Raw genomic sequence first — 23,501 nt, forward strand, 5'->3', positions numbered from 1 at the left:
TGCTTCCCGGGCGGGACGCGGCGCCGAGGCCGGGCCAGGTGAACGGCGGCCGTACGGACCGGCCCCGGGGACTCCGGGCGGAGCAGTCCCGCGCGACAGGCGGCCGGGAGCGTACGAGGGTGGGGAGCACGACCCGGACAGGACCGAGGACACGCCATGATCGAGGCCCACTCCCTCACCAAGCGGTACGGCGAGAAGACCGCCGTCGACGGCCTGAGCTTCACGGTGCGGCCCGGCGTCGTGACCGGCTTCCTCGGTCCGAACGGGGCCGGCAAGTCCACCACCATGCGGATGCTGCTCGGCCTGGACGCGCCCACCTCGGGCCGGGCCCTGGTCAACGGCAGGCGCTACGCCGAACACCGCGCCCCCCTGCACGAGGTGGGGGCGATGCTGGAGGCGCGCTCGGTACACACCGGGCGCAGCGCCTACCACCATCTGCTGGCGCTCGCCGCGACGACCGGGATCTCCCGGCGCCGGGTGGACGAGGTGATCGACCTGGTCGGGCTGCGCGCGGTGGCCCGCAAGCGGGTCGGCGGCTTCTCGATGGGCATGGGGCAGCGGCTGGGCATCGCGGGCGCGCTGCTGGGCGATCCGGCGACGGTGCTGCTCGACGAGCCGGTCAACGGCCTCGACCCCGAGGGCATCGTCTGGATCCGCAACCTCCTGAAGGGGCTGGCCGCCGAGGGGCGTACGGTCCTGGTGTCCTCGCATCTGATGTCGGAGATGGCGCTGACGGCGGAGCATCTGATCGTGATCGGACGGGGGCGGCTGATCGCGGACACCTCGGTCGCCGAGTTCGTCGCGCGGGCGGCCGGGGACGTGGTGCGGGTGCGCACCGACCGGGCGGAGCGGCTGCGCACCCTGCTGGAGGGCCCGCAGGTGTCGGTGACCGCGCAGGAGCCGGGGGTGCTGCTGGTGACGGGCCTCAGCGGCGAGCGGATCGGGCGGATCGCGGCCGACAACGGCCTGGCCCTGGCCGAACTGACGCCGCAGCACGCCTCGTTGGAGGAGGCGTTCATGGAACTGACCCGGGACGCCGTGGAGTACCAGGCACCGGCGCCCCAACTCGTCGGCGCGACCGAGGAAGGCGGTGCGGCATGACGACGGCCTCGGCGATTCCCGGACCGGAGCGGGGCAGGGTCACCCAGGCGCGGGTCGTCCGCTCCGAGTGGATCAAGCTGCGGTCGCTGCGCTCCACGCTCTTCACCCTGCTCGCGGCGGTCGTCGCGATGACCGGACTGGGCTTTCTGTTCAGCTACTTCACCGCCGTGCGCTGGGACGATCTGCCGCCCCAGGAGAGACTGGCCTTCGACCCGACACTGGTCAGTCTGCGCGGCTTCTATCTGGCGCAGCTGGCCGTGGGCGTGCTGGGGGTGCTGGTGGTCAGCGGCGAGTACGCCACCGGGATGATCCGGTCCTCGCTGTGCGCGGTGCCCCGGCGGCTTCCCGTGCTGTGGGCCAAGGCCCTGGTCTACGCGGCTCTCGCCTGGGCGGCGATGACGACGGCGGCGCTGGCGGCCTTTCTGCTGGGGCAGTTCGCCCTGTCCCGCTCGCACCTGGACACCTCGCTGGGCGCCCCGGGCGTGCTGCGCGCGGTGCTCGGCACGGGTCTGTATCTGACGGTCGTGGGCCTCATCGGGGTGGCCCTCGGCGCGCTGGTCCGCAACACCGCGGGCGCCATCGCCGCCCTGTTCGGCGTGCTCCTGGTGCTTCCGGCTCTCGCCCAGGCGCTCCCCTCGTCGTGGCTCGACGCGGTCAACCCGTATCTGCCGAACACGGCGGGGCAGAGCCTCGCCCATGTGCAGCAGCAACCGCACACCCTGGCGCCCTGGACGGGCTTCGCGCTGTTCTGCCTGTACGCGCTGGCCGCGCTGGCCGGGGCGGCGGTGGCCCTGCGCAGACGGGACGCGTGAGCCGTTCCGGCGGGCCTCTGCGAGCCCCCGGGTCCCCGGGCAGCCGGGATGACGTGGAGCCGCGCCCACGCCCTCAGCAGCCCGTACGCGGCGGTAAGCCCTCGGGGCCCGGAGTCCGGTCGCGATAGGTCTCGCCGACGAAGCGCAGAAACGCCTCCACGTCGCCCGGCTGCGACGACACCCCCAGCGAGACCCGGACCGCGCCCGCCGACGGCAGGCCCAGCTCCGTCAGATAGTCGTCCAGGGAAGCGTTCCGGCGGCGGGCGGCCGCGCGCAGCCGGGGCGGGCGCACGGCGAAGGCCGCCTCACCGGCACCCGGGTTGCAGAAACAGCCGGTGCGCAGGGAGATGCCCCGGGCGGCGCTGTCCCGGACCACGATCCGCTCGTCGACGACCCGGCCGTCCGCGCCCAGGATGTTCAGCGCGACCGTGCCGCCGCGGTCCGGCTCCCCCGCCCCCGGCCCGTAGACCCGGACCAGCGGGGAACCGTCGCCGTGGCGCAACTCGGCCAGTCCGCCGAGCAGTCGCGCGGTCAGCCCGGCCACATGGTCCCGGATCCGGTCCACTCCGATCCCGTCGATCCAGGCCAGTCCGGCGGTGACATCGGGGATGGCGAGGAAGTTGACGGTGCCGTCCTCGAAGGCCGCCTCGTCGGCGGCGAGGACGTGCCACTGCGCCTGGGCGCCCGCCGCGTGGACGGTGCCGCCCGAGAACCAGGGGCGGCGCAGCCGGGCGAGCGCCTCCCGGCGGGCGATCAGACTGCCGACGCCGGTGGGGTGGCCGAAGACCTTGTACCAGCTGACCACCGTGAAGTCGGGGTGGAACCGGCCGAGGTCGAGGGGATGGGCGGGGACGAAGGCGGCGGCGTCGAGCAGCACGTCGTGGCCGAGTTCCCGGGCCCGGGCGATCCAGGCCAGTGAGTGGCGCACCCCGGTGAAGTTGCTCTGCGCCGGATAGGCCAGCAGACCGCGGCCGCCGCCCCGGGCGGTGAGCGCGGCCTCCAGCCGACCGGTGTCCAGCCGGAGGCCGGGACCGCCCACCGGCACATAGGTGACGGTGGCGCCCCGGGCGCGGGCGTACTCCCGCAGTCCGTTCACGGAGTTGTGGTTGTCCAGCGACATCACCAGCCCGTTGCGGCGGCTGAAGGGGTAGGCCTCCCCCACCAGCCGCAGGGCCCCGGTCGCGTTGGGGGTGAAGATCACGGCGTACTCGCCGGGGTCCGCGTGGAAGTGGCGGAGCACCGCCTGCCGCGCCTCGGCGAGCAGTCGGCCGGAGGCGAGGGAGGCCGGGCTCCCGGAGTGCGGATTGCCGTACAGGCCGCCGGTGATCCGGCGGGCACTGCCCAGGACGAGGGAGCGCGGGGGCAGTGCCGCTCCGGTGTGGTCGAGGTAGGTGTGTCCCCCGGCGTCGACGTGGCCGAACTCCTCGGCACGCAGCCGGGCGAAGTCGTCGGCCGTTCCCTCCGGCGTGCCGCTCCCGGCGGTGTGCCCGGCGTCGGCGGTGTCTGTGTGCTCCACGGGTCCTCCCTCGGTTCCGGCCCGCGGCCCCGCCCCGGTCCCTTCCCCGGCGGTCCGACGGGCTGCCCCCATCCTGCGTCCCTCCACCGGGAGTTGAGCGGCCCGCGCCACACCGGATCTTCGTCACACCGGCGCAATGATCACCTGCCAGAATCCAACAAGGCGCCGGGGTGACACCGAGGACGCCACCGACCCGGAGGAGTCCCGTGCCGCCGAACCCGACACCGCTGCGCAAGCTGGGCTTCCTGACCATCGGCCTGTTCGACGGGACCGATCCGCGCCGCGGGCACGAATCGACCCTGGAGATCATCGAGTTGGGCGAGCGGCTCGGCTTCGACAGCGCCTGGGTGCGCCACCGTCATCTCCAGTACGGCATCTCCTCGCCCATCGCCGTGCTCGCGGCCGCCTCCCAGCGCACCGCCCGGATCGAGCTGGGCACGGCGGTCATCCCGCTGGGCTGGGAGAACCCGCTGCGGCTGGCCGAGGACCTGGCGACGGTCGACATCCTCTCCGGCGGCCGCCTCAACCCCGGGGTCAGTGTGGGCCCGCCGATGCACTACGACCGGGTGCGGGAGGCGCTCTACCCGGACACCGCCGAGGCCGAGGACTTCGGCCACGAACGGGTGCGGCGGCTGCTGGACTTCGTCCGCGGAGAGCCCGCCACCGACTTCGGCGGCACGGAGGGCTTCGAAGTGTTCTCCGACCGGGTGCAGCCGGTGTCCCCCGGTCTCGGCGGTCGCATGTGGTACGGCGGCGGGAGCCTGCGCTCCGCCCGGTGGGCGGGCGAGCACGGGATGAACCTGCTGACCAGCAGCGTCGTCAAGGCGGAGGAGTCGGAGGACTTCGCCGAGGTGCAGCTCTCGCACATCCGGGCCTTCCGCTCCCGTCACCCCGAGGGCGGGCGCGCCCGGGTCTCGCAGGGTCTGGTCGTCATTCCCACCGACAGCGCCACGCCCGGGCAGCGCGCCCGGTACGCGGCGTACGCGGCGGGACGGTTGCCGCGCACGGCGTCCCCCCAGGGCCCGGCACGGATGCTGTTCGCGCCGGACCTCGTCGGGCCGTCCGAACAGATCGCCGAACAGCTCTCTGCGCACGCCGCGTTCCGGGAGGTGACGGAGGTGGCGTTCGCGCTGCCGTTCACCTTCGGGCACGAGGACTACGTACAGATCCTCACCGACATCGCGACCCGGCTGGGCCCGGCGCTCGGCTGGGAACCCGGCGCCCCGCGGTCCGGGTGATCTTCCGCGAAGGCCCCGGGACGGGCGATGCTGGGCCCGTGACGCCCGCCCCACGACTGACGGAGGCCCTATGACGACGGACAGCGACACCGCGACCGGGATCTCGGTGAAACCCGTGGCGGGCCGAATCGGCGCCGAGATCACCGGGGTCGATCTGGCCGACGGCCCGGACGACGCGGCGGTGGCCGCGATCCGGTCGGCCGTACTGCGCTGGAAGGTGGTGTTCTTCCGGGACCAGAAGCTGGACCACGCCGCGCATGTCGCGCTCGCCCGGCGGTTCGGCGAACCCGTCGTCCTGGGCCGCCGGGGCAGCGCCTCCCCGGACGGCTTCCCGGAGGTCGAGACCACGGCCGACCGGCTGGAACTGGGCGGCCGCTACGGCATGGAGCACGAGGAGTGGCTGCGCCGCAGGCGCCACTCGCTGCTGCGGGGCTGGCACTGCGACCACGGCGCCCGGGTGGACCCGCCCGCGGCGACGATCCTGCGGGCCGAGACCGTGCCGCCCTACGGCGGGGACACCCAGTGGTCGAATCTGGCGGCCGCCTACGCGGGCCTCTCAGAGCCCCTGCGGCACTTCGTGGACGGGCTGCGGGCCGAGCACCGGCTCGGCGTCGGCTACCAGTCCCGCCCCGGCGACGACGCGTATCTGCGGCATCTGCTGGACCACCAGGTGGCCAGCGAGCACCCGGTGGTCCGGGTGCATCCCGAGACAGGTGAGCGGGTGCTGTTCGTGAACGGCTACTACCTGGAGCAGATCAGCGGACTCTCCCGCGCCGAGAGCGGACATGTGCTCCGGATGCTGCTGGAGGAGGCCACCCGCCCCGAGTACACGGTCCGCTTCCGCTGGGAGCCCGGCAGCGTCGCCTTCTGGGACAACCGGGCCACCATCCATCTCGCCCCCGGTGACCTCGTCACCCCCGAACACCCCCGGATCATGCACCGGGTGATGCTCGCCGGGGACGTTCCGGCGGGACCGGACGGCCGTCCCTCACGGCCCATCACCGGCACCGAGCCCGGCCGCTGGTGACCGGCGCCCGGACGGGGGCGCGCCGGGCGTACGCCCCCGTCCGGATTCCCGCGGGCTCCTTGCCCGTTCCCCCCACCCCGGGCGCCCGGAACGGCTAGATTCGAGCCCCGTCGACCCCGCACCCGTCGGCGGCCTCGCACGAAGGGCTGGGGAACGGCGCATGCGCGACTTCGGGAACGCCCGGGCGGCCGCCCCGGCGACCGCGTCAGAACCGGTCATGACGGGGGGACTTGCCGACAGCGTCTTCGACACGGCGAGCCGCGACCCCCTGCTGCCGGTGATCGCCCTGCGCGAGGCACCCCCCGGCACGGGCTGGACCCGGGTGACGGCGGCCGAACTGCGCGACGCCGTGGTCGCCCTCGCCCAGGGGCTGGTCGCCTCCGGCATCCGCCCCGGCGACCGGGTGGCCGTGATGGCCCGTACCCGCTACGAGTGGACCCTGTTCAGCTGTGCGCTGTGGGCGGTCGGGGCCGAGGTCGTGCCGATCTACCCCACCTCCTCCCGGGAACAGGTCGAGTGGATCCTCGGGGACTCGGACTGTGTCGCGGTGGTCGTGGAGGACGAGCAGGGCGTGATGACCGTCGGCTCGGTCTGCGCCTCCCTGCCCCGGCTGCGGCACGTCTGGCAGCTGGACTCCGGGGCGCTCGACGACCTGGTGCTGCGGGGCCGCCCGGTGCCGCCGACCGCCGTGGACTCGCTGCGCCGGATCGTGCTGCCGGACTCCACCGCGGTCGTCGCCTACACCTCCGGCACCACCGGCCACCCCCGCGGCTGCGCCCTCAGCCACCGCAATCTGGCCAGCCCCTGCGACACGATACTGGCGGGGTGGGGGCACACCGCGGCACCGCCCGGCGAACAGGCCGCCGTCCTCGCCTTCCTGCCGTTCTCCCATGTGTACGGGCTGATGATCCAGGGGCTGTGTCTGCGCGGCGGACTGCTCATGGCCCATGAACCCGACCTCGACACGGACGTCCTGGCGGCGTCCTTCCGGAGCTTCCGCCCCACCTGCCTGTACGCGGTCCCCTTCGTCTTCGAGAAGCTCTACAAGCAGTTCCTGCACACGGCCCGGCAGGAGGGGCGCGGCGCCCTCGTCGAACGGGCGGTGCGCACGGCCCAGGACTACGCCCTGGCCCTGGAGCGGCAGCGGCTGGGCACCGGTCCGGGCCCCGGCTTCGACCTGAAGCTCCAGCACACCCTGTACGAGCGGGCGGTGTACCGGAAGCTGCGTGCGGCCCTGGGCGGCCGGGTCTGCGCCGCCGCCTCCGGCGGATCGCAGCTGAGCCGCGAACTCGCCCTGTTCTTCACCGGGATCGGGATCTCCGTCCACGACGGCTACGGGCTCACCGAGACCGGCGGGGGCATCACCGCGCAGCCCGTCGGCCGGGCGAAGTCGGGCACGGTGGGGCTGCCGCTGCCGGGGGTGGAGGTACGGGTGGCCGAGGACGGGGAGATCCTGGTGCGCGGGCCGTCGGTGTTCCAGCGGTACGTCAACGACGACGACGCCACCCGGGCGGCCCTGCGCGACGGCTGGCTGGCCACCGGCGACCTCGGGCAGCTGGACGCCGAGGGGTATCTGTCCATCACGGGCCGCAAGAAGGAGATCATCGTCACCAGCGGCGGCAGAAGCGTGGCTCCCGCGGCCCTGGAGGAGCGGCTGCGGGCCCATCCGCTGATCCACCAGGCGGTGGTGGTGGGCGACGACCGGCCCTGTGTGGGCGCCCTGATCACCCTGGACCCCGAGTTCGTGGCGCACTGGCGCGGCGGTCTGTTCGCGCAGGTCGACGCGCCGGGGCGGGAGGCGCGGGAGGAGAACGCGCTGCGGCAGGAGATCGCGCGGGCGGTGGCCGCGGCCAACAGCACGGTGTCCCGGACCGAGTCGATCCGGGTCTTCCGGGTGCTGCCCGGCCCCTTCGACATCGCGAGCGGGCTGCTGACCCCCTCGATGAAGCTCCGCCGGGACGCGGTCGCCCAGCGGTACGCGGTCGAGATCGACGCCATGTATCAGAGTTCGTCGCGCCTTCCTCCGGAGCGCAGAACGGAGCGCAGAGCGGAGGAGCCCTCCGGCTGGGAGGAGTCCGACGACGTGTTCCGCCGGGTCAGGTAGGGGCGCGGCACTCCGGCCCCGGGCCCCCGCCCGCTCCGGGGGCCGCATGTCGCGGGCCGTCCGGATGCGCGTGCGGGGCGGTACGGCGCATTCTTGCTGTGTTACCGACCCGACGGCCCGGGACGAGGACGGATCCGATGCAAGGGAGCGCCGAGAGCGCGGACAGCGCACCCGGGACGCCCACCGCCGTGCTGACCGGCGCCGTGGCGGAGGCCATCCGCGCCGCCGACGGCCTGGTGGGCGGCGTGTACCTGCGCTCCAGCGATCCGCAGGTCCTGCGCCTTGCCGTGCTCGCCGGAGTGCCCGCGCCCCTCTTCCGGCCCTGGTCCCGGCTGCACATGGACCGGCCGTTCCCGGTCGCGGACGCCTACCGGCTCGGCGTCCCGGTGGTCCTCGGCGACGCCACGGAGACCATGCGGCGCTACCCCCAGCTGGCGGCGGGGCTGCCGTTCCGCTTCGGCTCGGTGTATGTGCCCGTGGTGGGCGCCGCCACGACGTACGGCGTCCTGACGGTGCTGCGCCCGACCGAGCAGGACGCGGTCGAGTCGCTGCCCGACCTGGACCGGCTGGCGGCGACCGCGGAGCGCCTCGCCGAAGCCCTGGGCGCGCTGGAGCGGGCCGGGGACCCCGTGGTCTGGGACGGGCCGCCACTGTGTGTGCGTCCCCCGGCCGCCGCGCGGCCGCGCGGCCGTATCGGGCACTTCGCCTGGGACCCGGCCGCGGCGACGGTGACCGGGGACGAGACCTTCCGTGAGCTGTCGGGAGGCAGTGTGGAGGACCTCGCCGGGTCGCCGGAGGCGCTCGCCGAGGCCGTGTCGCCGGACGACGCCCGGCTGGTGCTGTCGGCACTGCGGGAGACCTCGGGAGGCGCGCCGCCGCGCCGCCCGCTGCGGGTGCGCGCCAAGGACGGCGGCCAGCGGCTGCTGGAGTTCTGGGCGGAGGGACCGGAGACGGCGCCGCACCGGGTCGGCGGTCTGGTGGTCGATCCCGGCCTCGGCCCGGCGGCCCAGGGAGCCACGGATCTGCTGCCGGACGGCGTGTTCGCCTTCGACCGGATGGGCCTGATCACCTACGCCAACCCGCGCGCCGCCCAGCTGCTCGGCGTGCCGCAGCCCGAGCTGGTCGGCCGCCATCTGTGGCACGCCCTGCCGTGGCTGGACCGGCCCGCCTACGAGGACCATCTGCGGGCCGCGCTGCTGGCCCCGGAGCCGGTGCACTTCCAGGTCCGCCGTCCCACCGAGGGCTCGGGCGGGGAGGAGGAGGGCGACTGGCTGACCGTGTCGGTCTATCCCGGCGCCGATGTCCTGACCTGCCGGGTGATGCCCTTCGGCCACACCGCGGAGGCGCCCTCGCTCGCGGAGGCCTCGGCCAGGACGGCGGGCGAGCTGAGCACCTGGGACGCGCCCGCCCCGGTGTACCGGCCCATCATCCTCGCGATCGCGCTGTCCGAGGCCGTGACCGCGCGGCAGGTGTCCGAGGTGGTGATGCGGGAGCTGCTGCCCGCCTTCGGAGGGCGCCGGCTGGCCATCTACCTCTTGCAGGAACGCCATCTCTACCTGGCCTGGGAGACGGGCTTCCCGCCCCGGTTCCTGGCCCAGTTCGAGGGGGTGGGTCTGGACGCCAAACTGCCGGGGGTGGAGACGCTCACCACGGGCCGCCCGCTGTTCTTCGAGTCGATGCCGCAGATGGAGGCCGCCTATCCGGGCCTCCCGCTGGACAGCGCCGAGGGGGCCCGGGCCTTCCTCCCGCTGATCGCCTCCGGGCGCCCGGTCGGCTCCTGCATCCTCGGCTTCGAACATCCCCGCGCCTTCGGCGACGAGGAGCGCACGGTGCTCACCGCGCTCGCCGGACTGATCGCGCAGGCCCTGGAGCGGGCCCAGCGCTACGACTCCGAGGCCGCCCTCGCGCGCGGCCTCCAGGAGGCCCTGCTGCCGCACCGGCTGTCCACCCATCCGCAGGTGGAGACGGCGGGCCGCTATCTGCCCGGCACCCAGGGCATGGAGGTGGGCGGCGACTGGTACGACGTCGTCGAGGCGGGCGACGGACTGGCCCTGGTCATCGGCGACGTCCAGGGGCACGGGGTGCAGGCCGCGGCCACCATGGGTCAACTCCGCAGCGCCGTGCGGGCGTTCGCGTTCAGCGACCATGCGCCGCACCAGGTGATGAGCGGCACCAACCGGCTGCTGATCGACCTGGATCCGGGCCAGTTCGCCAGCTGCTGCTATGTGCGCCTCGACCCGGTCACGGGCCACGCCCGGGCCGCGCGGGCCGGGCATCCGCAGCCGCTGCTGCGCCATCCGGACGGCCGTACCGATGTGCTGGACCTGCCCGGCGGGCTGGTGCTCGGGGTGGACCCGCAGGCCCGCTACCCGGTGACCCATCTGCGGCTGGAGCCCGGTGCCGTGCTCGCGCTGTACACCGACGGCCTGGTGGAACGGCCGGGGGCGGACATCGACGAGGGGGTGGAGACGCTGCGTTCCGAGCTGTCCCGCACGAAGTACGAGAGCGGCCTCTCCCTCAAGGGGATCGCGGACCGGCTGACCGAGCGCGCCCGGAAGGCCGCGGACCGGCCGGACGACATCGCGGTGCTGCTCGCGACCCGACTGCACGGCACGGAGGGCATCGACGACGGCCCCGAGCCCGGGGACGCCGACGGGCCCGGTCGTCCGCAGGGCGGATTCCGCCAGAGGTGATCCCCGGCGCCGCGGGAGCGGGACGGCGTTGCGATGATGTTGTCCGCAGGCCCGGCCGGACCGCCGCGGTCTGACGTCGAGAGGCAGGAGACCCCCTATGACCGCCGTTCGTGGCACGTCCGTGGACATCCCCACCCAGGACGGTACGGCCGACGCCTATCTGGTCCACCCGGACGACCGGAACCCCCACCCCGCGGTCCTGCTCTACATGGACGCCTTCGGACTGCGCCCCAGCCTGAAGGCGATGGCCGACCGCCTGGCCGGTCACGGGTACACCGTGCTCGTTCCCAACGTCTTCTACCGGGGCGGGCGCGCGCCCGTCGTGGAACTGCCCGACTTCATCGACACGTCCACGCGGCCTGACCTCTTCCAGAAGATCATGCCGCTGATGGCGGAGCTGACGCCGGAGGCCGTCGAGCGCGACGCCATCGCCTGTCTGGGCTGGCTCGCCGACTGCCCGCAGGCCGCCGACGGCCCGATCGGCACCGCCGGTTACTGCATGGGCGCCCGGCTGGCCCTGCTCACCGCGGCCGCCGTCCCGGAGCGGGTCGCGGCCGTGGCCGGGTTCCACGGCGGACGTCTGGCCACCGACGCGCCCGACAGCCCGCACCTGGTGGCCGACCGGGTCACCGCGGAGGTCTACTTCGGCCATGCGGACCAGGACGCCTCGCTGCCGCCGGAGCAGATCGAGCGGCTGGAGAAGGCGCTTACGGACGCCGGAGTGCGCCACCGGTGCGAGGTCTACACCGGCGCCCCGCACGGCTACACCCAGGCCGACACCTCCCACTACCACGCCGAGGCGGCGGAGCGGCACTGGACCGAACTGCTGGCCCTGCTGGACCGCGCGCTGTAGAGGACGCCGTACGGGGCCGGGGGCGGGCGCCCCCGGCCCCGTAGACGATCAGGCGGGCGGTACGACCGCCACCGGGCAGGGCGCGTGGTGCAGCAGCGCGTGCGCCACCGAGCCGATGCGCGGTCCCACCGGGCGGCTCGCGTGCCGTCCCACCACCACGAGCTGGGCGTCGGCGGCCGCGGACAGCAGGACCTGGCCCGCGCTGCCCATCTCCACCTGCTCGGTCACGGGCACCTGCGGGTATCTCTCCCGCCAGGGCCGCAGCGCCTCGTCGAGTGCCCTCCGCTCGTAGGGCTCCAGTCCTCCGGCCTCGTCGAGCAGCTTCAGGGAGCCGGGGCTGTAGGCGAACACCGGGGGCAGGCTCCAGGCCCGTACGACCCGCACGCCCGCTCGACGGGCGGCGGCGGTCGCGAAGGCGAAGCCGAGTGCCCCGTCGCTGTCCTCCGGAGTCCCGTGCTGGCCGACGACCACGTCCCGGCCCGCCGCCTCGTCCGAGGGGCGGTCCTCGGAGCGCACCAGCACCACGGGCCGGGCGGACTCCGCGATCACCTGCCGCCCCACCGACCCCAGCAGGAAGCCGACCAGGGCGCCGTGTCCGCGCGAGCCCAGCACCAGCAGCTCCGCCGCTGCCGCCGCCGCGGCCAGCGCCTCCACCGGGCCGCCCTCCAGGGCCTCGGCCGTCACGGTCAGCCCCGGATGCCCCGCGACCACGGCGTCCCGGGCCTCCTGGACCAGCCGCTTCGCCCAGTCGGCCTGGGCGTCGTGGTCCGCGGCCGGGGCGAGGTCGTAGGACTGCCACTGCCAGGCGTGCACGATCCGCAGCGGCAGATCGCGGCGTACGGCCTCCCGGGCCGCCCAGGCCGCCGCGGCGGTGCTCTCCGGTGATCCGTCGACTCCCACGGTGACGGGGCGGGTCATACGGCTGCCTCCTGTGTCGCGCGCTCGGATGATCACACGCTACCGGCTCCGGCGCGCGCCGGACGCCGAGGCGAAACAGGGCGATCGAACATACGATGGCAGGACGCGATGGGTACGGGGCGGGAGACCTCTATGGCACAGGCTGCCGGCGCAGCGGCACGGACCGTCATCCTGACCGTGGACGACGACCCCGGGGTGTCGCGTGCCGTGGCCCGCGATCTGCGGCGCCGGTACGGCGAGTCGTACCGCATCGTGCGGGCCGAGTCCGGTGAGAGTGCGCTGGAGGCGCTGCGGGAGCTGAAGCTCCGCGGCGATCTGGTGGCCGTGATCATGGCCGACTACCGCATGCCGGAGATGAACGGCATCGAGTTCCTGGAACTGGCCCTGGACGTCTACCCGGGCGCCCGGCGGGTGCTGCTGACCGCGTACGCGGACACCGGCGCCGCCATCGACGCGATCAATGTCATCGACCTCGACCACTACCTCCTCAAGCCGTGGGATCCGCCGGAGGAGAAGCTCTATCCGGTCCTGGACGATCTGCTGGAGGTGTGGCGGACCTCGGACTACCGGCCGGTCCCGGCCACCAAGGTGGTGGGGCACCGCTGGTCGGCGCGGTCCTCGCGGGTCCGGGAGTTCCTGGCCCGCAACCAGGTGCCCTACCGCTGGTACTCGGTCGACACGCCGGAGGGCGGACGGCTGCTGGCGGCGGCCGGGCAGGACGGGGAGCGGTTGCCGCTCGTGGTCACCCCGGACGGCTCCGTCCTCGTCGAACCGGGGGACCCGGAACTCGCCGCCCATGTGGGGCTGGCGACCAACCCGACCTCCGAGTTCTACGACCTGGTGGTGATCGGCGGCGGCCCCGCCGGGCTGGGGGCGGCGGTCTACGGAGCCTCGGAGGGGCTGCGGACGCTGCTGGTGGAGCGGTCGGCGACGGGTGGCCAGGCCGGGCAGAGTTCCCGCATCGAGAACTACCTCGGCTTCCCCGACGGCGTGTCGGGGGCGCAGCTCACCGACCGGGCGCGCCGCCAGGCCAAGAAGTTCGGTGCGGAGATCCTCACCGCGCGGGAGGTGTCCGCGCTGGAGGCCAACGGAGCGGCGCGGATCGTGCGGTTCTCGGACGGGACCGCGATCGCCGCGCACAGCGTGATCCTGGCGACCGGTGTGACCTACCGTCAGCTCGCGGCCCCGGGGCTGCGGGACCTGACGGGGTGCGGGGTCTACTACGGGTCGGCGCTGACGGAGGCGCCCGCCTGCTCGGGGCAGAACGTGTTCATCGTGGGCGGCGCCAACTCGGCGGGCCAGGCGGCGATGTATCTGTCCCGGAACGCCAAGTCGGTGACCCTGATCGTGCGTGGCGCGTCGCTGGCGGCGTCGATGTCGCACTATCTGGTCCAGCAGATCTCCGAGGCGCCGAACATCGTCGTGCGCAGCGGCACCGTGGTGGAGTCGGCGCACGGGACCGAGCACCTGGAGCAGCTGACACTGCGTGACCTCGCGACGGGAGAGACCGAACTCGTCGACGTGCCCTGGCTGTTCGTGTTCATCGGGGCGGCCCCGCTCACGGACTGGCTGGAGGGGACCGTGCTGCGCGACGAGCACGGCTTCATCCCGACCGGGCCCGACATGACCTGCGACGGGCAGCCGCCGCCCGGCTGGGAGCTGGACCGGCCCCCGTACCACCTGGAGACCAATGTGCCCGGGGTGTTCGTGGCGGGTGACGCGCGCGCCGAGTCCGCCAAGCGGGTCGCCTCCGCGGTCGGCGAGGGGGCGATGGCGGTGATGCTCGTCCACCGGTATCTGGAGCAGTCATGAACCCACAGCCCGGGGAGCGCGGATGAGCAGCCGGCCGATGGAGTGCGACAAGGCGGAGCTGAGGACGCTCTTCCTGTTCGAGAAGCTGAGCGACGACCAGCTGGCGCGGCTGTGCCGGGACGGCCGGGTGGAGCTGTTCGAGCCGGGCCCGGTGTACACCGAGGGCGACCCCGCCACCTGCTTCTTCGTGCTGCTGGAGGGCACCGTGGTGCTCTCGCGCCGGGTGGGCGGCGACGATGTGGAGGTCAACCGGACCTCCCAGCGCGGGGTGTACGCGGGCGCCTTCCAGGCGTATCTGGGCGACCGGGCGCGGGCCGCGGTCTACAACGGGTCGATGCGGGTCACCGAGCCCTCCCGGTTCTTCGTGCTGCCCGCCGAGACCTTCGCCTCGGTGATGCGGGACTGGTTCCCGATGGCCGTGCATCTGCTGGAGGGTCTGTTCTTCGGCAGTCAGAACACCCAGCAGGTCATCAACCAGCGGGAACGGCTGCTGGCCCTGGGCTCCCTGTCCGCGGGCCTCACCCATGAGCTGAACAATCCGGCGGCCGCGGCGGTGCGCGCCACCTCGGCGCTGCGGGAGCGGGTGGCCGGGATGCGGCACAAGCTGGGGGTGATCGCGGCCGGGCGGTACGAGCGGGACGCGCTGCTGACCCTGGTGGACATCCAGGAGCGGACGGCCGAGCAGGTCGCCAAGGCCACCCCGCTGAGCCCCCTGGAGGCCTCCGACCGGGAGGACGCGCTCGGCGACTGGCTGGACGACCACGGCATCGAGGGCGCCTGGCAGCTCGCCCCGGCGTTTGTGCAGGCCGGGCTGGACACCGACTGGCTGGACCGGGTCGCGGCGGCCGTCGACGAGGAGAGCCTCGAAGGCGCGGTCCGCTGGCTCAACTACACGGTGGAGACCGAGCTGTTGATGAACGAGATCGAGGACTCCACAACCCGGGTGTCCACCCTGGTGAACGCGGCGCGGCAGTACTCGCAGCTCGACCGGGCCCCCTACCAGGTCGTCGATGTGCACGAACTCCTCGACAGCACGCTGCTGATGCTCTCCGCCAAGATCGGCAGGCGGATCACCGTGGTCAAGGAGTACGACCGCACCCTGCCGAAGGTCCCCGCCTATCCGGGGGAGCTGAACCAGGTGTGGACCAACCTCATCGACAACGCGGTGTCGGCGATGAACGAGACGGGTGGGGACGGCACGCTGACGGTACGGACGGCGCTCGAACGGGACCGGCTGCTGGTCGAGTTCCGCGACACGGGTCCCGGGATTCCGCCGGAGATCCGCAACCGCATCTTCGACCCCTTCTTCACCACCAAGCCGGTCGGCCAGGGCACCGGGCTCGGCCTGGACATCTCCTGGCGCATCGTCGTCAACAAACACCACGGCGGCCTCGATGTGACGTCCGAGCCGGGGGACACCCGGTTCCAGGTGTGGCTGCCGCTCACGGCCGGGGAGTCCGACGTCCCGGAGGGGGACTCGGCCGCGGGGCCCGGTTCCGAGACACCAGTGGAGGCATCATGACCACAGCGAACGGAATCGACCCCGGGGTCCCGCCCACCGGCGCGGGCTGCGCGGAGTGCGAGGAGGCGGGCGGCTGGTGGTTCCATCTGCGCCGCTGCGCGCAGTGCGGGCACATCGGCTGCTGCGACGACTCCCCCGCCAAGCACGCGACGGCCCACTTCCAGGCGACCGGGCACCCGGTGATCCGGAGTTTCGAGCCGGGCGAGGACTGGTTCTGGGACTTCGCCACCTCCGAGCTGTACGAGTCGGGTCCCGAACTGGCGCCGCCCGTCTGCCATCCCCTCGACCAGCCGGTACCGGGTCCGGCGGGCCGGGTCCCGGCGGACTGGGCTCAGACGCTCGGTTAGGCGCGGGCCCGGCCGAGCGCCGCGGCAAGGCCGCGGCGGGCCGGGCAGGGCGGAGGTCGGCCATGGCGAGGATCATGGAATGCATCCGGTGCGGGGGCACGGTGGCACCCGACGGTGCCTGCCGGCGCTGCGGCGTGGCGCAGCACACCTTCCGTGCGCATGTGGAGATCACGGTGGGAGCCGACGCGGCCGGGGTCAGCGACCGGGGGCCCCGGCTGGAGGTCAACGCCAACTCGCTGGCGCTGGCCGCCACCGGGCTCTGGACGGTCGCGGTGGTCTGCGGCGGGGTGTCCCGCTCCCCGCAGCCGGAACGTGCGGCCCGGGTCGCCGCCAAGGCCGGGGCGGCGGTGCTGACCGCCCGGCTGCGGGAGGGGGAGGCGCCCGAGGTGGCGCTCGCCCGGGCCGCGGAGCGGGCGGGCCGGGCGGTGAGTGCCCTGTCCGCCGCGGAGGAGGGCTCGCCCGCGTGCACGTTCGTCGCGGGCGTCGCCGGTCCGGAGGGGATCTGGAGCGCGTGGGTCGGGGACAGCAGGGCCTACTGGCTGCCCGGCGAGGGCCCGGGGGTGCTCCTGTCCGAGGACGACACGGGCGAGCACGACGCCCTCACCGCATGGCTGGGCGCGGACGCCGGGCCGGTGCGGGCCCATGTGCGCGGCCGTCGTCCCCGGGTGCCCGGTCGGCTGCTGCTGTGCACCAACGGGCTGTGGCGTCATCTGCCGGACGCAGCCGGGCTGTTGACGGCGCTCGGACGGCGGGGGCGCAATGTGCTGGCGGACGCGCAGACGCTGGTGGGCCGCGCCCTGGACGCCGGGGGCGAGGACAACGTCACCGCGGCGGTGATCCGGGTGGTGCCCGCCGCTCCCGGGATCTGAGCGGGGCGACGAGGCGGCCACGGCGGGTGCGGGCCTCCGCAACCCGGGTGTGCCGGGGCCGCGTTGACCCCTGCGCGACCATAATGAGCGGATGATCGACTCCTCCCCCACACTCCCCCTGCCCGACCACCATGTGCCGGTCGTCGTCATCGGCGCGGGACCGGCCGGACTGACCCTGGCGAACATCCTGCGCGCGGCCCGGGTCGACTGTGTCGTCCTGGAAGCCGAGAGCCGGGAGTTCATCGAGCAGCGGCCGCGGGCGGGCTTCCTGGAGGAGTGGGCGATGCGGGCCCTGAAGGGGCACGGGCTGGCCCGGGACCTGCTGGAGCGGGCGCCGACGCAGAGCGTCTGCGAGTTCCGCGTCGACGGCGAACGGCACCGGTTCCCCTACACCGAGATCTCCGGCCACCGTCATGTCGTCTGCCCCCAGCCGCTGTTGGTGACGGAGCTGGTGCGGGAGTACGCCGACGTCAGGGGCGGGGACATCCGGTTCCGGGTGCGCGATGTGGAGCTGCACGGCATCGACACCGAGCAGCCGTCGGTGTCGTACACCGATCCAGAGACCGGGACGCGGCACCGGATATGCTGCGATGCCGTCGCCGGGTGCGACGGCGCCCGCGGGGTGACCCGGGCCGCCCTGCCGGCGGACCGCGCACAGGTCGCGCGGCTCGACTACGGGGTCGGCTGGCTGGCGCTGCTCGCCGAGGCGCCGCCGTCCTCGGACTCCGTGGTCTTCGGGGTCCATCCGCGCGGGTTCGCCGCCCATATGGCCCGCGGTCCGCAGGTCACCCGCTACTACCTCCAGTGCCCGCCCGGCGACGACCCGGCGAACTGGCCCGACGAGCGGGTCTGGGCCGAGCTGCGCACCCGGCTGTCCGCGGCGGGTGCGGCGCCGCTGACCGAGGGGCCGCTGATCGAGAAGCGGGTGCTCGACCTGCACAACTATGTGGTGCAGCCGATGACGTACGGGCGGCTGTTCCTGGCGGGCGACGCCGCCCATCTGGTCGCCCCGATCGCGGCGAAGGGCATGAACCTCGCCCTGCACGACGCGCTGCTGCTCGCGGACGCGCTGATCGAGTACCACCGCACGGGCGGCTGGGACGGCCTGGACAGCTATTCGGCGGCGGCTCTGCGCCGGGTGTGGGAGTACCAGGAGTTCTCGGAGTGGTTCGCCGAGTTGCTGCACGGCCCCTCGTCCGGTGACGCCTTCCGTGCGGGCAACGCGACGGCCCGGCTGCGGCGGCTGTTCCGTTCGCCCGCCGCGGCGGCCGCGTTCGCGGAGTCGTACATCGGCTCGGCCGCCGCAGGTAACCAACAGTAACCTACTGGCCAGTAGTCGGCGGGCGGCTGTTTCCGCACGTGGGAGGGGATGGCGCGAGCCGCACCCGCCGGGCGCGCCAACTCCCGTGCGGAGAAATCCCCTTCCGTTGAACACCCACCGTCACACCCGCCGTACATCCGGGAAACCGGAGAGTCCGGTTGTGCAGCGAGGGGTGACGATGGAGCACGGTCGGGCCTGGGCCAGGGAGTTGATCGCCGGACGGTACCGGACGCTCGAGACCGTCCATCGGGAGGAGGGGCGAACCGTCGTCCTCGGCGAGGACATCGAGTACGGGCGTCCGGTCACCCTGATCGGGTCGCGGCAGGCCCCTTCGGCGCCTGGGGACGGCATCCGCCGCATCACCGCCCGCGTCCTGCGGGACTCCGAGGCGGTGCGGCTGCTGTGCCCGGCGGGGGTCGCCCCCGTGCTGGACGTGGCCGAGGACAACGGTGTCCTGTGGACCGTGACGGAGCGGATCGAGGGCACACCGCTCGGGGTGGTCCTGGATCCCGGTCCCCTCGGCCACCTCCGGGCGGCCCGGATCGGCATCGGCGTCCTCGATGTGCTGGAGAGCGCCCACCGCGGGGGTGTGACCCATGGTGATCTGAGCCCCGGTCAGGTGTTCGTCGGCGAGGACGACGGTGTGGTGGTGACGGGATTCGGCCTGGTGGGCACGTGTGTCACCCAGCGGGTCACGGCTCCCTCGTACGCCTCCCCCGAGCAGGCGCGCGGGTCGAGCGCCGGTCCGGCGGCCGACCAGTGGGCGCTGGGCGCGCTGCTGTACACCATGACGGAGGGCCGTCCGCCCTACCGGGACCGGGGCCCGGTCGAGTCCACCCTGCGCGCGGTGGACCGGCTGCCGCTGCGTGCTCCGGTGCGGGCCGGTCCCCTCGCCCCGGCCGTCACGGGACTGCTCCGCCGGGACGCCCTGGAGCGGGTGCCGGGGCCGGTGGTGCGCTCCTCCCTGGCGCGCGTCCTGGACGGGGACGCGGAGGACACCGTCCTGGCCGGGCCTGCGGTGCCACCGGGCGGCGTGCGGCTGGTCGCGCAGCGGGCGGTGCGGGCCTGGAGCAGCCCGGCCGTGCGCCGGTCGGCGCTGGCGGGTGCCGGTCTGGTTGTCGCGGCCTCGGCGGTCGCCGTCCTGACGACGAGCGGCGGCCACGGCGGCTCCCCCACCGCGGGTGCGGAGCGCTCCCCGTCCGGTGCCCCCGCCGCCCCGCCCACCGGCCGGGCGCCCTCCACGGGGGCGGGCCCGACGCCGGACGGCTCCCCCTCCGCGGGCAGGCACCGGGCGGCGTCTCCCTCCCCCTCGACTCCCTCCCCCTCCCCCTCCGCCCCCTCGCCGTCGGAGACCGCCGGGGAACCGACCGCGGACTTCGTCCCCTTCGCCGCTTCCGAGGGCTTCTCCGTCGACCTGCCGCGGGGATGGAAGCGGCTGGGCACGCTGCGGGCCGCCGAGAACACCTACCGGGTCACGCTCGGGGCGAACGGGGATCCGCGCACGCTGACCGTCACCGCCGGCGTGAACCTGGGCCCGGACCCGGTCGCGGTGTGGCGGAATCTGGAGCCGTCCCTGCGCAGCACCGAGCAGGACTTCACCCGGGTGGGCCCGATCCGCGCGGTGACCTACCAGGGGTACCCGGGCGCCGACATGGTGTGGCTGTCCACGGTGGACGGCGTCCGGACGCGCACCGTCGGCCGCGGCTTCCTCACCGGCGGCGGCCGCGGCTTCTCGCTGCGCTGGACCGGCCCCGCGGCCGACGCGGACGGTGCCGCCGACCGGCAGGCGCTGGACGTGGTGCTGCGCACCTTCCGCCCGCCGACGACATGACGCCGGGGCCGGTCACCGGCCACCTCACCCCGGGCTCGCCCGCCGACGACATGACACCGGGACCGCTCGCCGGGACTCCCTCATCTGCGGCCCTCGGGGGCCCTGCGGTCCGCCGCCCGCCGGGCGAGCCACAGCGCGACCGCCTCGGCGATCGGCTGTCCCGTCTCCAGCTCGACGAAGCCGAACTGGCCGCCCTGGTTGCATTCGAGGAACCACCACAGCCCGTCCTCGTCCTCCGCGAAGTCGAAGGCCGCGTAGGCGAGTCCGGACAGGGCCAGATACTCGTGCACCGACTTCGCGATGCGCTCGGGCACGGGTGTGTTCTCCCAGGAGTACCCGGTGTCGCCGTACCGGCCGTCGACCTGGCCCGGCGCGGCCCGTTTGCGCGCGCCGAACAGACGGGTGCCGACGCAGGTCAGCCGGATGTCGGCGCGCTTGGGGACATAGCGCTGGAGCAGCACGGGGCCCGCCGCCACGGCGGAGAAGTCGGTGTCGGGCCCGATGAGCGTGGTGGGCAGCGCCAGCTCCGGTGAGTCCGGCGGCGGTCCCGAGGCGGACTTCACGACCACCGACCGGTGCTCCTCGGCGAACTGCTGGGCGACGCGCGGGGCGGTGGTGACGACGGTGGGCGGCACGGCGAAGCCGCTGAGGTGGGCGACCCGCAGTTGCCAGGGCTTGTAGCGGGCCTGGTCGGCGTTGCGGGGGTGGTTCATCCAGCGGGTCGAGGCCGAGTAGAGCATGCCGTACAGGGCCTGGCGCGACTCCGCGGTCAGCCATGCGGAGGAGTGTGCCGCGTGCGCGGCGGGCTCGCCCGGCCTGCGCACCCACACCGAGCGCAGCCCGCCCATGCTCAGCACATGGCCGTTGACCGAGAGATGGCCGTCGAAGTCGCCGTGGGCGTAGTCGGCCGCCAGCACCGCCTTGCCGGGGAGGTCGGCGGGGTCCAGGCGCATCACCGGGACGCCCCGTTCCAGCAGTTCGGCCACCACCATGTCGGCGGTGACGTCCTGCTCCGAGGTGAGGACGAGGACCGTCATCCGGGCCGCTGCCGTCAGTCGTCGAAGTGCGTCTGGGAACCGGCGGTGGACGTGGTCGTACCGGCCGCGTGCAGCAGCGCCCGGTCACTCACCGCGGGCCGCCCGTCGGGCAGTACGTTCAACTGCCGGGAGGCGTCGAAGCGGTACGGCGTCACCACGGCCGGAACCCCGCGGGGAACGGCGTAGTTGAGGGTGAACGGTCGCACGGAAAACCTCCACGGTCAGAAGTTGACTCTTCACAACCTTCTACGTTCCGTCCCCGTAAGGAATTCATCACTTTCCGCCACATCAGGGTGAAGGTCATCACATTGTCCGTCCCTGGGCGTTGACTCCATCGGCATCCTCGGCACGCCGGGTGCGCGTTGTCGGTGGGCTCGGCAACAATGCGGGGTAAAGATCATCAAGACCCCGGGTGGAACGACCGCCCGCCCGCGCCCCCGAAAGGCTGACCCATCATGACGCGCCCTCGGCCCAGTGCCCGTGCTGCCGAAGTGCTGCGCCTGCTCACGGACCTGCGCATACCGGTCTTCCTCACCGTGCACGCCAACGGCCGCCGCCGCTACGGCTGCTGGCAGTCCGTCGGCGGCCAGACGGCACTGCCGACGGACGAGTGCGACGCGCTGCTGGTGACCGGGCGCATCGTCCTCGGGGACCCGGTGGTGGACCGGGCCAAGACCACCTACCGGGTACGTGCCGCACCCCGTCGCACGACCCGCAGCACGGCACACACGGCCCGCACCACGGCACACACGGCGCGTATGACCCGCGCGAGCCGTTCGGCCCTGACGGCCTGAGGCCCGACGGGCGGAGCGCCGCAGTGCGCGGCGGCGCCCCCGCCGCCCGGGAACGGCTACCAGCGGTCCTCGACCTGGGCCCTGATCCGCCGGTCGTACAGGTCCCCGATCGCGTCGAGTGTCTCCTGCGGGAGCGGGGGCAGCTTCGCGACCGCCGCGTTGGCATGGGCCTGCTCCGCCGAGCGGGCGCCGGGGATCACCGACGTGACCCCGGGCTGCTGGACGATCCAGGCCAGCGCCAGCTGGGCCGGGGTGAAGCCCTCCGGGGCGAGCGCAGCGAACTCCGCCGCCGCCTCCACCCCCGTCGCGTAGTCCACCCCGGAGAAGGTCTCGCCCTGGTCGAAGGCCTCGCCGTGCCGGTTGAAGGAGCGGTGGTCGTTCACGGCGAAGACCGTGTCCTTGGTGTATTTCCCCGACAGCAGACCCGAGGCGAGCGGCACCCGGGCGATGACGCCCACGCCCGCGGCCCGGGCGGCCGGGAGCACCTCCCGCAGCGGCTTCATCCGGAAGGGGTTGAGGACGATCTGCACACTCGCCACATGCGGCCGGGCGATCGCGGTCAGCGCCTCGGCGCAGGTCTCGACGCTCACCCCGTACGCGGCGACCCGGCCCTCCTCGACCAGGGTGTCGAGGGCGTCGTACACCTCGTCGGAGGAGTAGACGGGGGTCGGCGGGCAGTGGAGCTGCACCAGATCGACCCGGTCCACACCGAGATTGCGCCGGGAACGGTCGTTCCAGGCGCGGAAGTTGTCCAGGACGTAGTTCTGCGGGATCTGGTCGACGCGGCGGCCCATCTTGGTCGCCACCAGCACATGGACATCGGGCCTGCCGAGCAGGAAGGCGGCGATGGTCTGCTCGCTGCGGCCGTCGCCGTACACATCGGCGGTGTCGAAGAACGTCACGCCGGACTCGGCCGCCGCCTCCAGCACCTCGTGGGCGTCCTTGTCGTCGACATCGCCCCAGTCCGCGCCCAGTTGCCAGGTGCCGAGGCCGATGACCGACGCGTGCTGCCCCGACCTGCGGAATTCTCGTTCCTCCATGCGGCCAGTGTGTCATCCGGCCCCGCCCGCGCACGGAACGCCCCGCGCGCGGCGCGGCACGTCCGCGCTCCGGCCGGGGCGCGGACCCCGGCCGGGCGGACCCCGTCCGGGCGGACCCGCGGGGACGGGCACGGCGGGACGGGCACGGCGGGGGCTCAGCCCCCGGGGCGGTTCTCCAGCCGCAGTTCGACGTCGACCTCCTGGTCCCCGGCCACCACACCGAGCTGGTGGACCACGAACATCTCGTCCAGGGCGTGCCGCAGGCGCTCCACCGCCCGGGGCTCACCCTGGAGTTCCGCCTTCACGGAACCCGACAGGGGTGCGGGCTCCGGCCCCGGTGACCCACCGGGGGAGGCCGAGGTGTCGAAGGTGCCGGTCCACATGGTGGGCCGGGATCCGGAGGTCTCGTGCGGTGCGTCCTCGGCGCAGCGGTCGGAGCCGAAATGCCGGCAGAGTTCGGCGAACAGGCTTCCGGCGTCCGTGGCCGAGCAGTCGCTGACCACCACCTCGACCTGTGGTGCGTGCGCTGGGGGCGAGTTCACGGCCGCTCCTTCCCTCGTGGGCCAACGTCCTTCGTGAGCGGACACGGGTACCCCTCCCCCGGGTCCCCATGCACGACGGTACGGCCGCGGCGGCGGGAGCGCCTGCCGGGGGCGAGCTGTGATC

Annotated in this window: 20 protein-coding genes; 14 read left to right on the forward strand and 6 right to left on the reverse strand. The window is 73.8% G+C overall.

What is annotated here, in order from left to right:
• Positions 1 to 156 precede the first annotated feature (156 nt).
• Positions 157 to 1,101 (forward strand): ABC transporter ATP-binding protein, encoded by a 945-nt coding sequence (locus ACIHAA_RS08860; RefSeq protein WP_399814666.1) that lies wholly within the window; start codon positions 157 to 159, stop codon positions 1,099 to 1,101.
• Positions 1,098 to 1,913: an ABC transporter permease subunit gene (locus ACIHAA_RS08865; RefSeq protein WP_399814668.1), complete on the forward strand. Its 816-nt coding sequence runs from the start codon at positions 1,098 to 1,100 to the stop codon at positions 1,911 to 1,913. Before ACIHAA_RS08860 ends, ACIHAA_RS08865 begins: the two co-directional genes overlap by 4 nt.
• 73 nt (positions 1,914 to 1,986) lie before the next feature.
• On the opposite strand, the gene ACIHAA_RS08870 is transcribed toward ACIHAA_RS08865, so the two are convergent.
• Positions 1,987 to 3,501 (reverse strand): aminotransferase class V-fold PLP-dependent enzyme, encoded by a 1,515-nt coding sequence (locus ACIHAA_RS08870; RefSeq protein ID WP_399814670.1) that lies wholly within the window; start codon positions 3,499 to 3,501, stop codon positions 1,987 to 1,989.
• A gap of 134 nt (positions 3,502 to 3,635) precedes the next feature.
• On the opposite strand from ACIHAA_RS08870, the gene ACIHAA_RS08875 reads away from it, so the two are divergent.
• From ACIHAA_RS08875 to ACIHAA_RS08895, 5 genes are all read left to right on the forward strand, one after another.
• Complete coding sequence (locus tag ACIHAA_RS08875; protein ID WP_399814671.1) at positions 3,636 to 4,667, forward strand: LLM class flavin-dependent oxidoreductase; 1,032 nt, start codon at positions 3,636 to 3,638, stop codon at positions 4,665 to 4,667.
• Between the two features lie 70 nt (positions 4,668 to 4,737).
• On the forward strand, positions 4,738 to 5,694 hold the full coding sequence (locus ACIHAA_RS08880; RefSeq protein WP_399814673.1) for a TauD/TfdA dioxygenase family protein: 957 nt from the start codon (positions 4,738 to 4,740) through the stop codon (positions 5,692 to 5,694).
• 160 nt (positions 5,695 to 5,854) lie between these two features.
• Positions 5,855 to 7,798, forward strand: a complete 1,944-nt coding sequence (locus ACIHAA_RS08885) for an AMP-dependent synthetase/ligase (RefSeq protein ID WP_399814674.1) — start codon at positions 5,855 to 5,857, stop codon at positions 7,796 to 7,798.
• Between the two features lie 137 nt (positions 7,799 to 7,935).
• Complete coding sequence (locus tag ACIHAA_RS08890; protein WP_399814676.1) at positions 7,936 to 10,491, forward strand: SpoIIE family protein phosphatase; 2,556 nt, start codon at positions 7,936 to 7,938, stop codon at positions 10,489 to 10,491.
• Positions 10,492 to 10,588: 97 nt separating this feature from the next.
• Positions 10,589 to 11,344, forward strand: a complete 756-nt coding sequence (locus tag ACIHAA_RS08895; RefSeq protein ID WP_399814678.1) for a dienelactone hydrolase family protein — start codon at positions 10,589 to 10,591, stop codon at positions 11,342 to 11,344.
• Positions 11,345 to 11,392: 48 nt separating this feature from the next.
• Here ACIHAA_RS08895 and ACIHAA_RS08900 read toward each other — a convergent pair whose 3' ends face one another.
• Positions 11,393 to 12,262, reverse strand: a complete 870-nt coding sequence (locus ACIHAA_RS08900) for a universal stress protein (protein ID WP_399814680.1) — start codon at positions 12,260 to 12,262, stop codon at positions 11,393 to 11,395.
• 132 nt (positions 12,263 to 12,394) lie between these two features.
• Here ACIHAA_RS08900 and ACIHAA_RS08905 point away from each other — a divergent pair, with 132 nt between their 5' ends.
• The 6 genes from ACIHAA_RS08905 to ACIHAA_RS08930 all read left to right on the forward strand — a co-directional run bounded on the left by ACIHAA_RS08905 (position 12,395) and on the right by ACIHAA_RS08930 (position 19,964).
• A complete protein-coding gene (locus tag ACIHAA_RS08905) occupies positions 12,395 to 14,074 on the forward strand; it encodes an FAD-dependent oxidoreductase (protein ID WP_399814681.1) in 1,680 nt (559 codons plus the stop codon).
• A gap of 22 nt (positions 14,075 to 14,096) precedes the next feature.
• Positions 14,097 to 15,596, forward strand: a complete 1,500-nt coding sequence (locus tag ACIHAA_RS08910; protein WP_399814682.1) for an ATP-binding protein — start codon at positions 14,097 to 14,099, stop codon at positions 15,594 to 15,596.
• On the forward strand, positions 15,593 to 15,943 hold the full coding sequence (locus ACIHAA_RS08915; protein WP_399814684.1) for a UBP-type zinc finger domain-containing protein: 351 nt from the start codon (positions 15,593 to 15,595) through the stop codon (positions 15,941 to 15,943). Before ACIHAA_RS08910 ends, ACIHAA_RS08915 begins: the two co-directional genes overlap by 4 nt.
• 62 nt (positions 15,944 to 16,005) lie before the next feature.
• On the forward strand, positions 16,006 to 16,812 hold the full coding sequence (locus ACIHAA_RS08920; protein WP_399814686.1) for a PP2C family protein-serine/threonine phosphatase: 807 nt from the start codon (positions 16,006 to 16,008) through the stop codon (positions 16,810 to 16,812).
• A gap of 91 nt (positions 16,813 to 16,903) precedes the next feature.
• Positions 16,904 to 18,133, forward strand: coding sequence for a 4-hydroxybenzoate 3-monooxygenase (locus ACIHAA_RS08925; protein WP_399814688.1), 1,230 nt, complete (start codon positions 16,904 to 16,906; stop codon positions 18,131 to 18,133).
• Between the two features lie 178 nt (positions 18,134 to 18,311).
• Positions 18,312 to 19,964: a serine/threonine protein kinase gene (locus ACIHAA_RS08930; RefSeq protein ID WP_399814689.1), complete on the forward strand. Its 1,653-nt coding sequence runs from the start codon at positions 18,312 to 18,314 to the stop codon at positions 19,962 to 19,964.
• An 80-nt stretch (positions 19,965 to 20,044) separates the two neighbouring features.
• On the opposite strand, the gene tgmB is transcribed toward ACIHAA_RS08930, so the two are convergent.
• Both tgmB and tgmA read right to left on the reverse strand, forming a co-directional pair.
• Entirely contained in the window at positions 20,045 to 21,001 is a 957-nt protein-coding gene (gene tgmB, locus ACIHAA_RS08935; protein WP_399814690.1) for an ATP-grasp ribosomal peptide maturase, read from the reverse strand.
• A gap of 14 nt (positions 21,002 to 21,015) precedes the next feature.
• Positions 21,016 to 21,207, reverse strand: coding sequence for a putative ATP-grasp-modified RiPP (tgmA, locus tag ACIHAA_RS08940; RefSeq protein ID WP_399814692.1), 192 nt, complete (start codon positions 21,205 to 21,207; stop codon positions 21,016 to 21,018).
• A gap of 249 nt (positions 21,208 to 21,456) precedes the next feature.
• Here tgmA and ACIHAA_RS08945 point away from each other — a divergent pair, with 249 nt between their 5' ends.
• Positions 21,457 to 21,795: a hypothetical protein gene (locus ACIHAA_RS08945; RefSeq protein ID WP_399814694.1), complete on the forward strand. Its 339-nt coding sequence runs from the start codon at positions 21,457 to 21,459 to the stop codon at positions 21,793 to 21,795.
• Positions 21,796 to 21,851: 56 nt separating this feature from the next.
• On the opposite strand, the gene ACIHAA_RS08950 is transcribed toward ACIHAA_RS08945, so the two are convergent.
• Both ACIHAA_RS08950 and ACIHAA_RS08955 read right to left on the reverse strand, forming a co-directional pair.
• Positions 21,852 to 22,835, reverse strand: a complete 984-nt coding sequence (locus tag ACIHAA_RS08950) for an aldo/keto reductase (protein ID WP_399814695.1) — start codon at positions 22,833 to 22,835, stop codon at positions 21,852 to 21,854.
• A gap of 155 nt (positions 22,836 to 22,990) precedes the next feature.
• Entirely contained in the window at positions 22,991 to 23,377 is a 387-nt protein-coding gene (locus tag ACIHAA_RS08955; RefSeq protein ID WP_399814697.1) for a hypothetical protein, read from the reverse strand.
• Positions 23,378 to 23,501 lie beyond the last annotated feature (124 nt).

It is taken from the genome of Streptomyces sp. NPDC052040, from assembly GCF_044548405.1.
GTDB lineage: Bacteria > Actinomycetota > Actinomycetes > Streptomycetales > Streptomycetaceae > Streptomyces.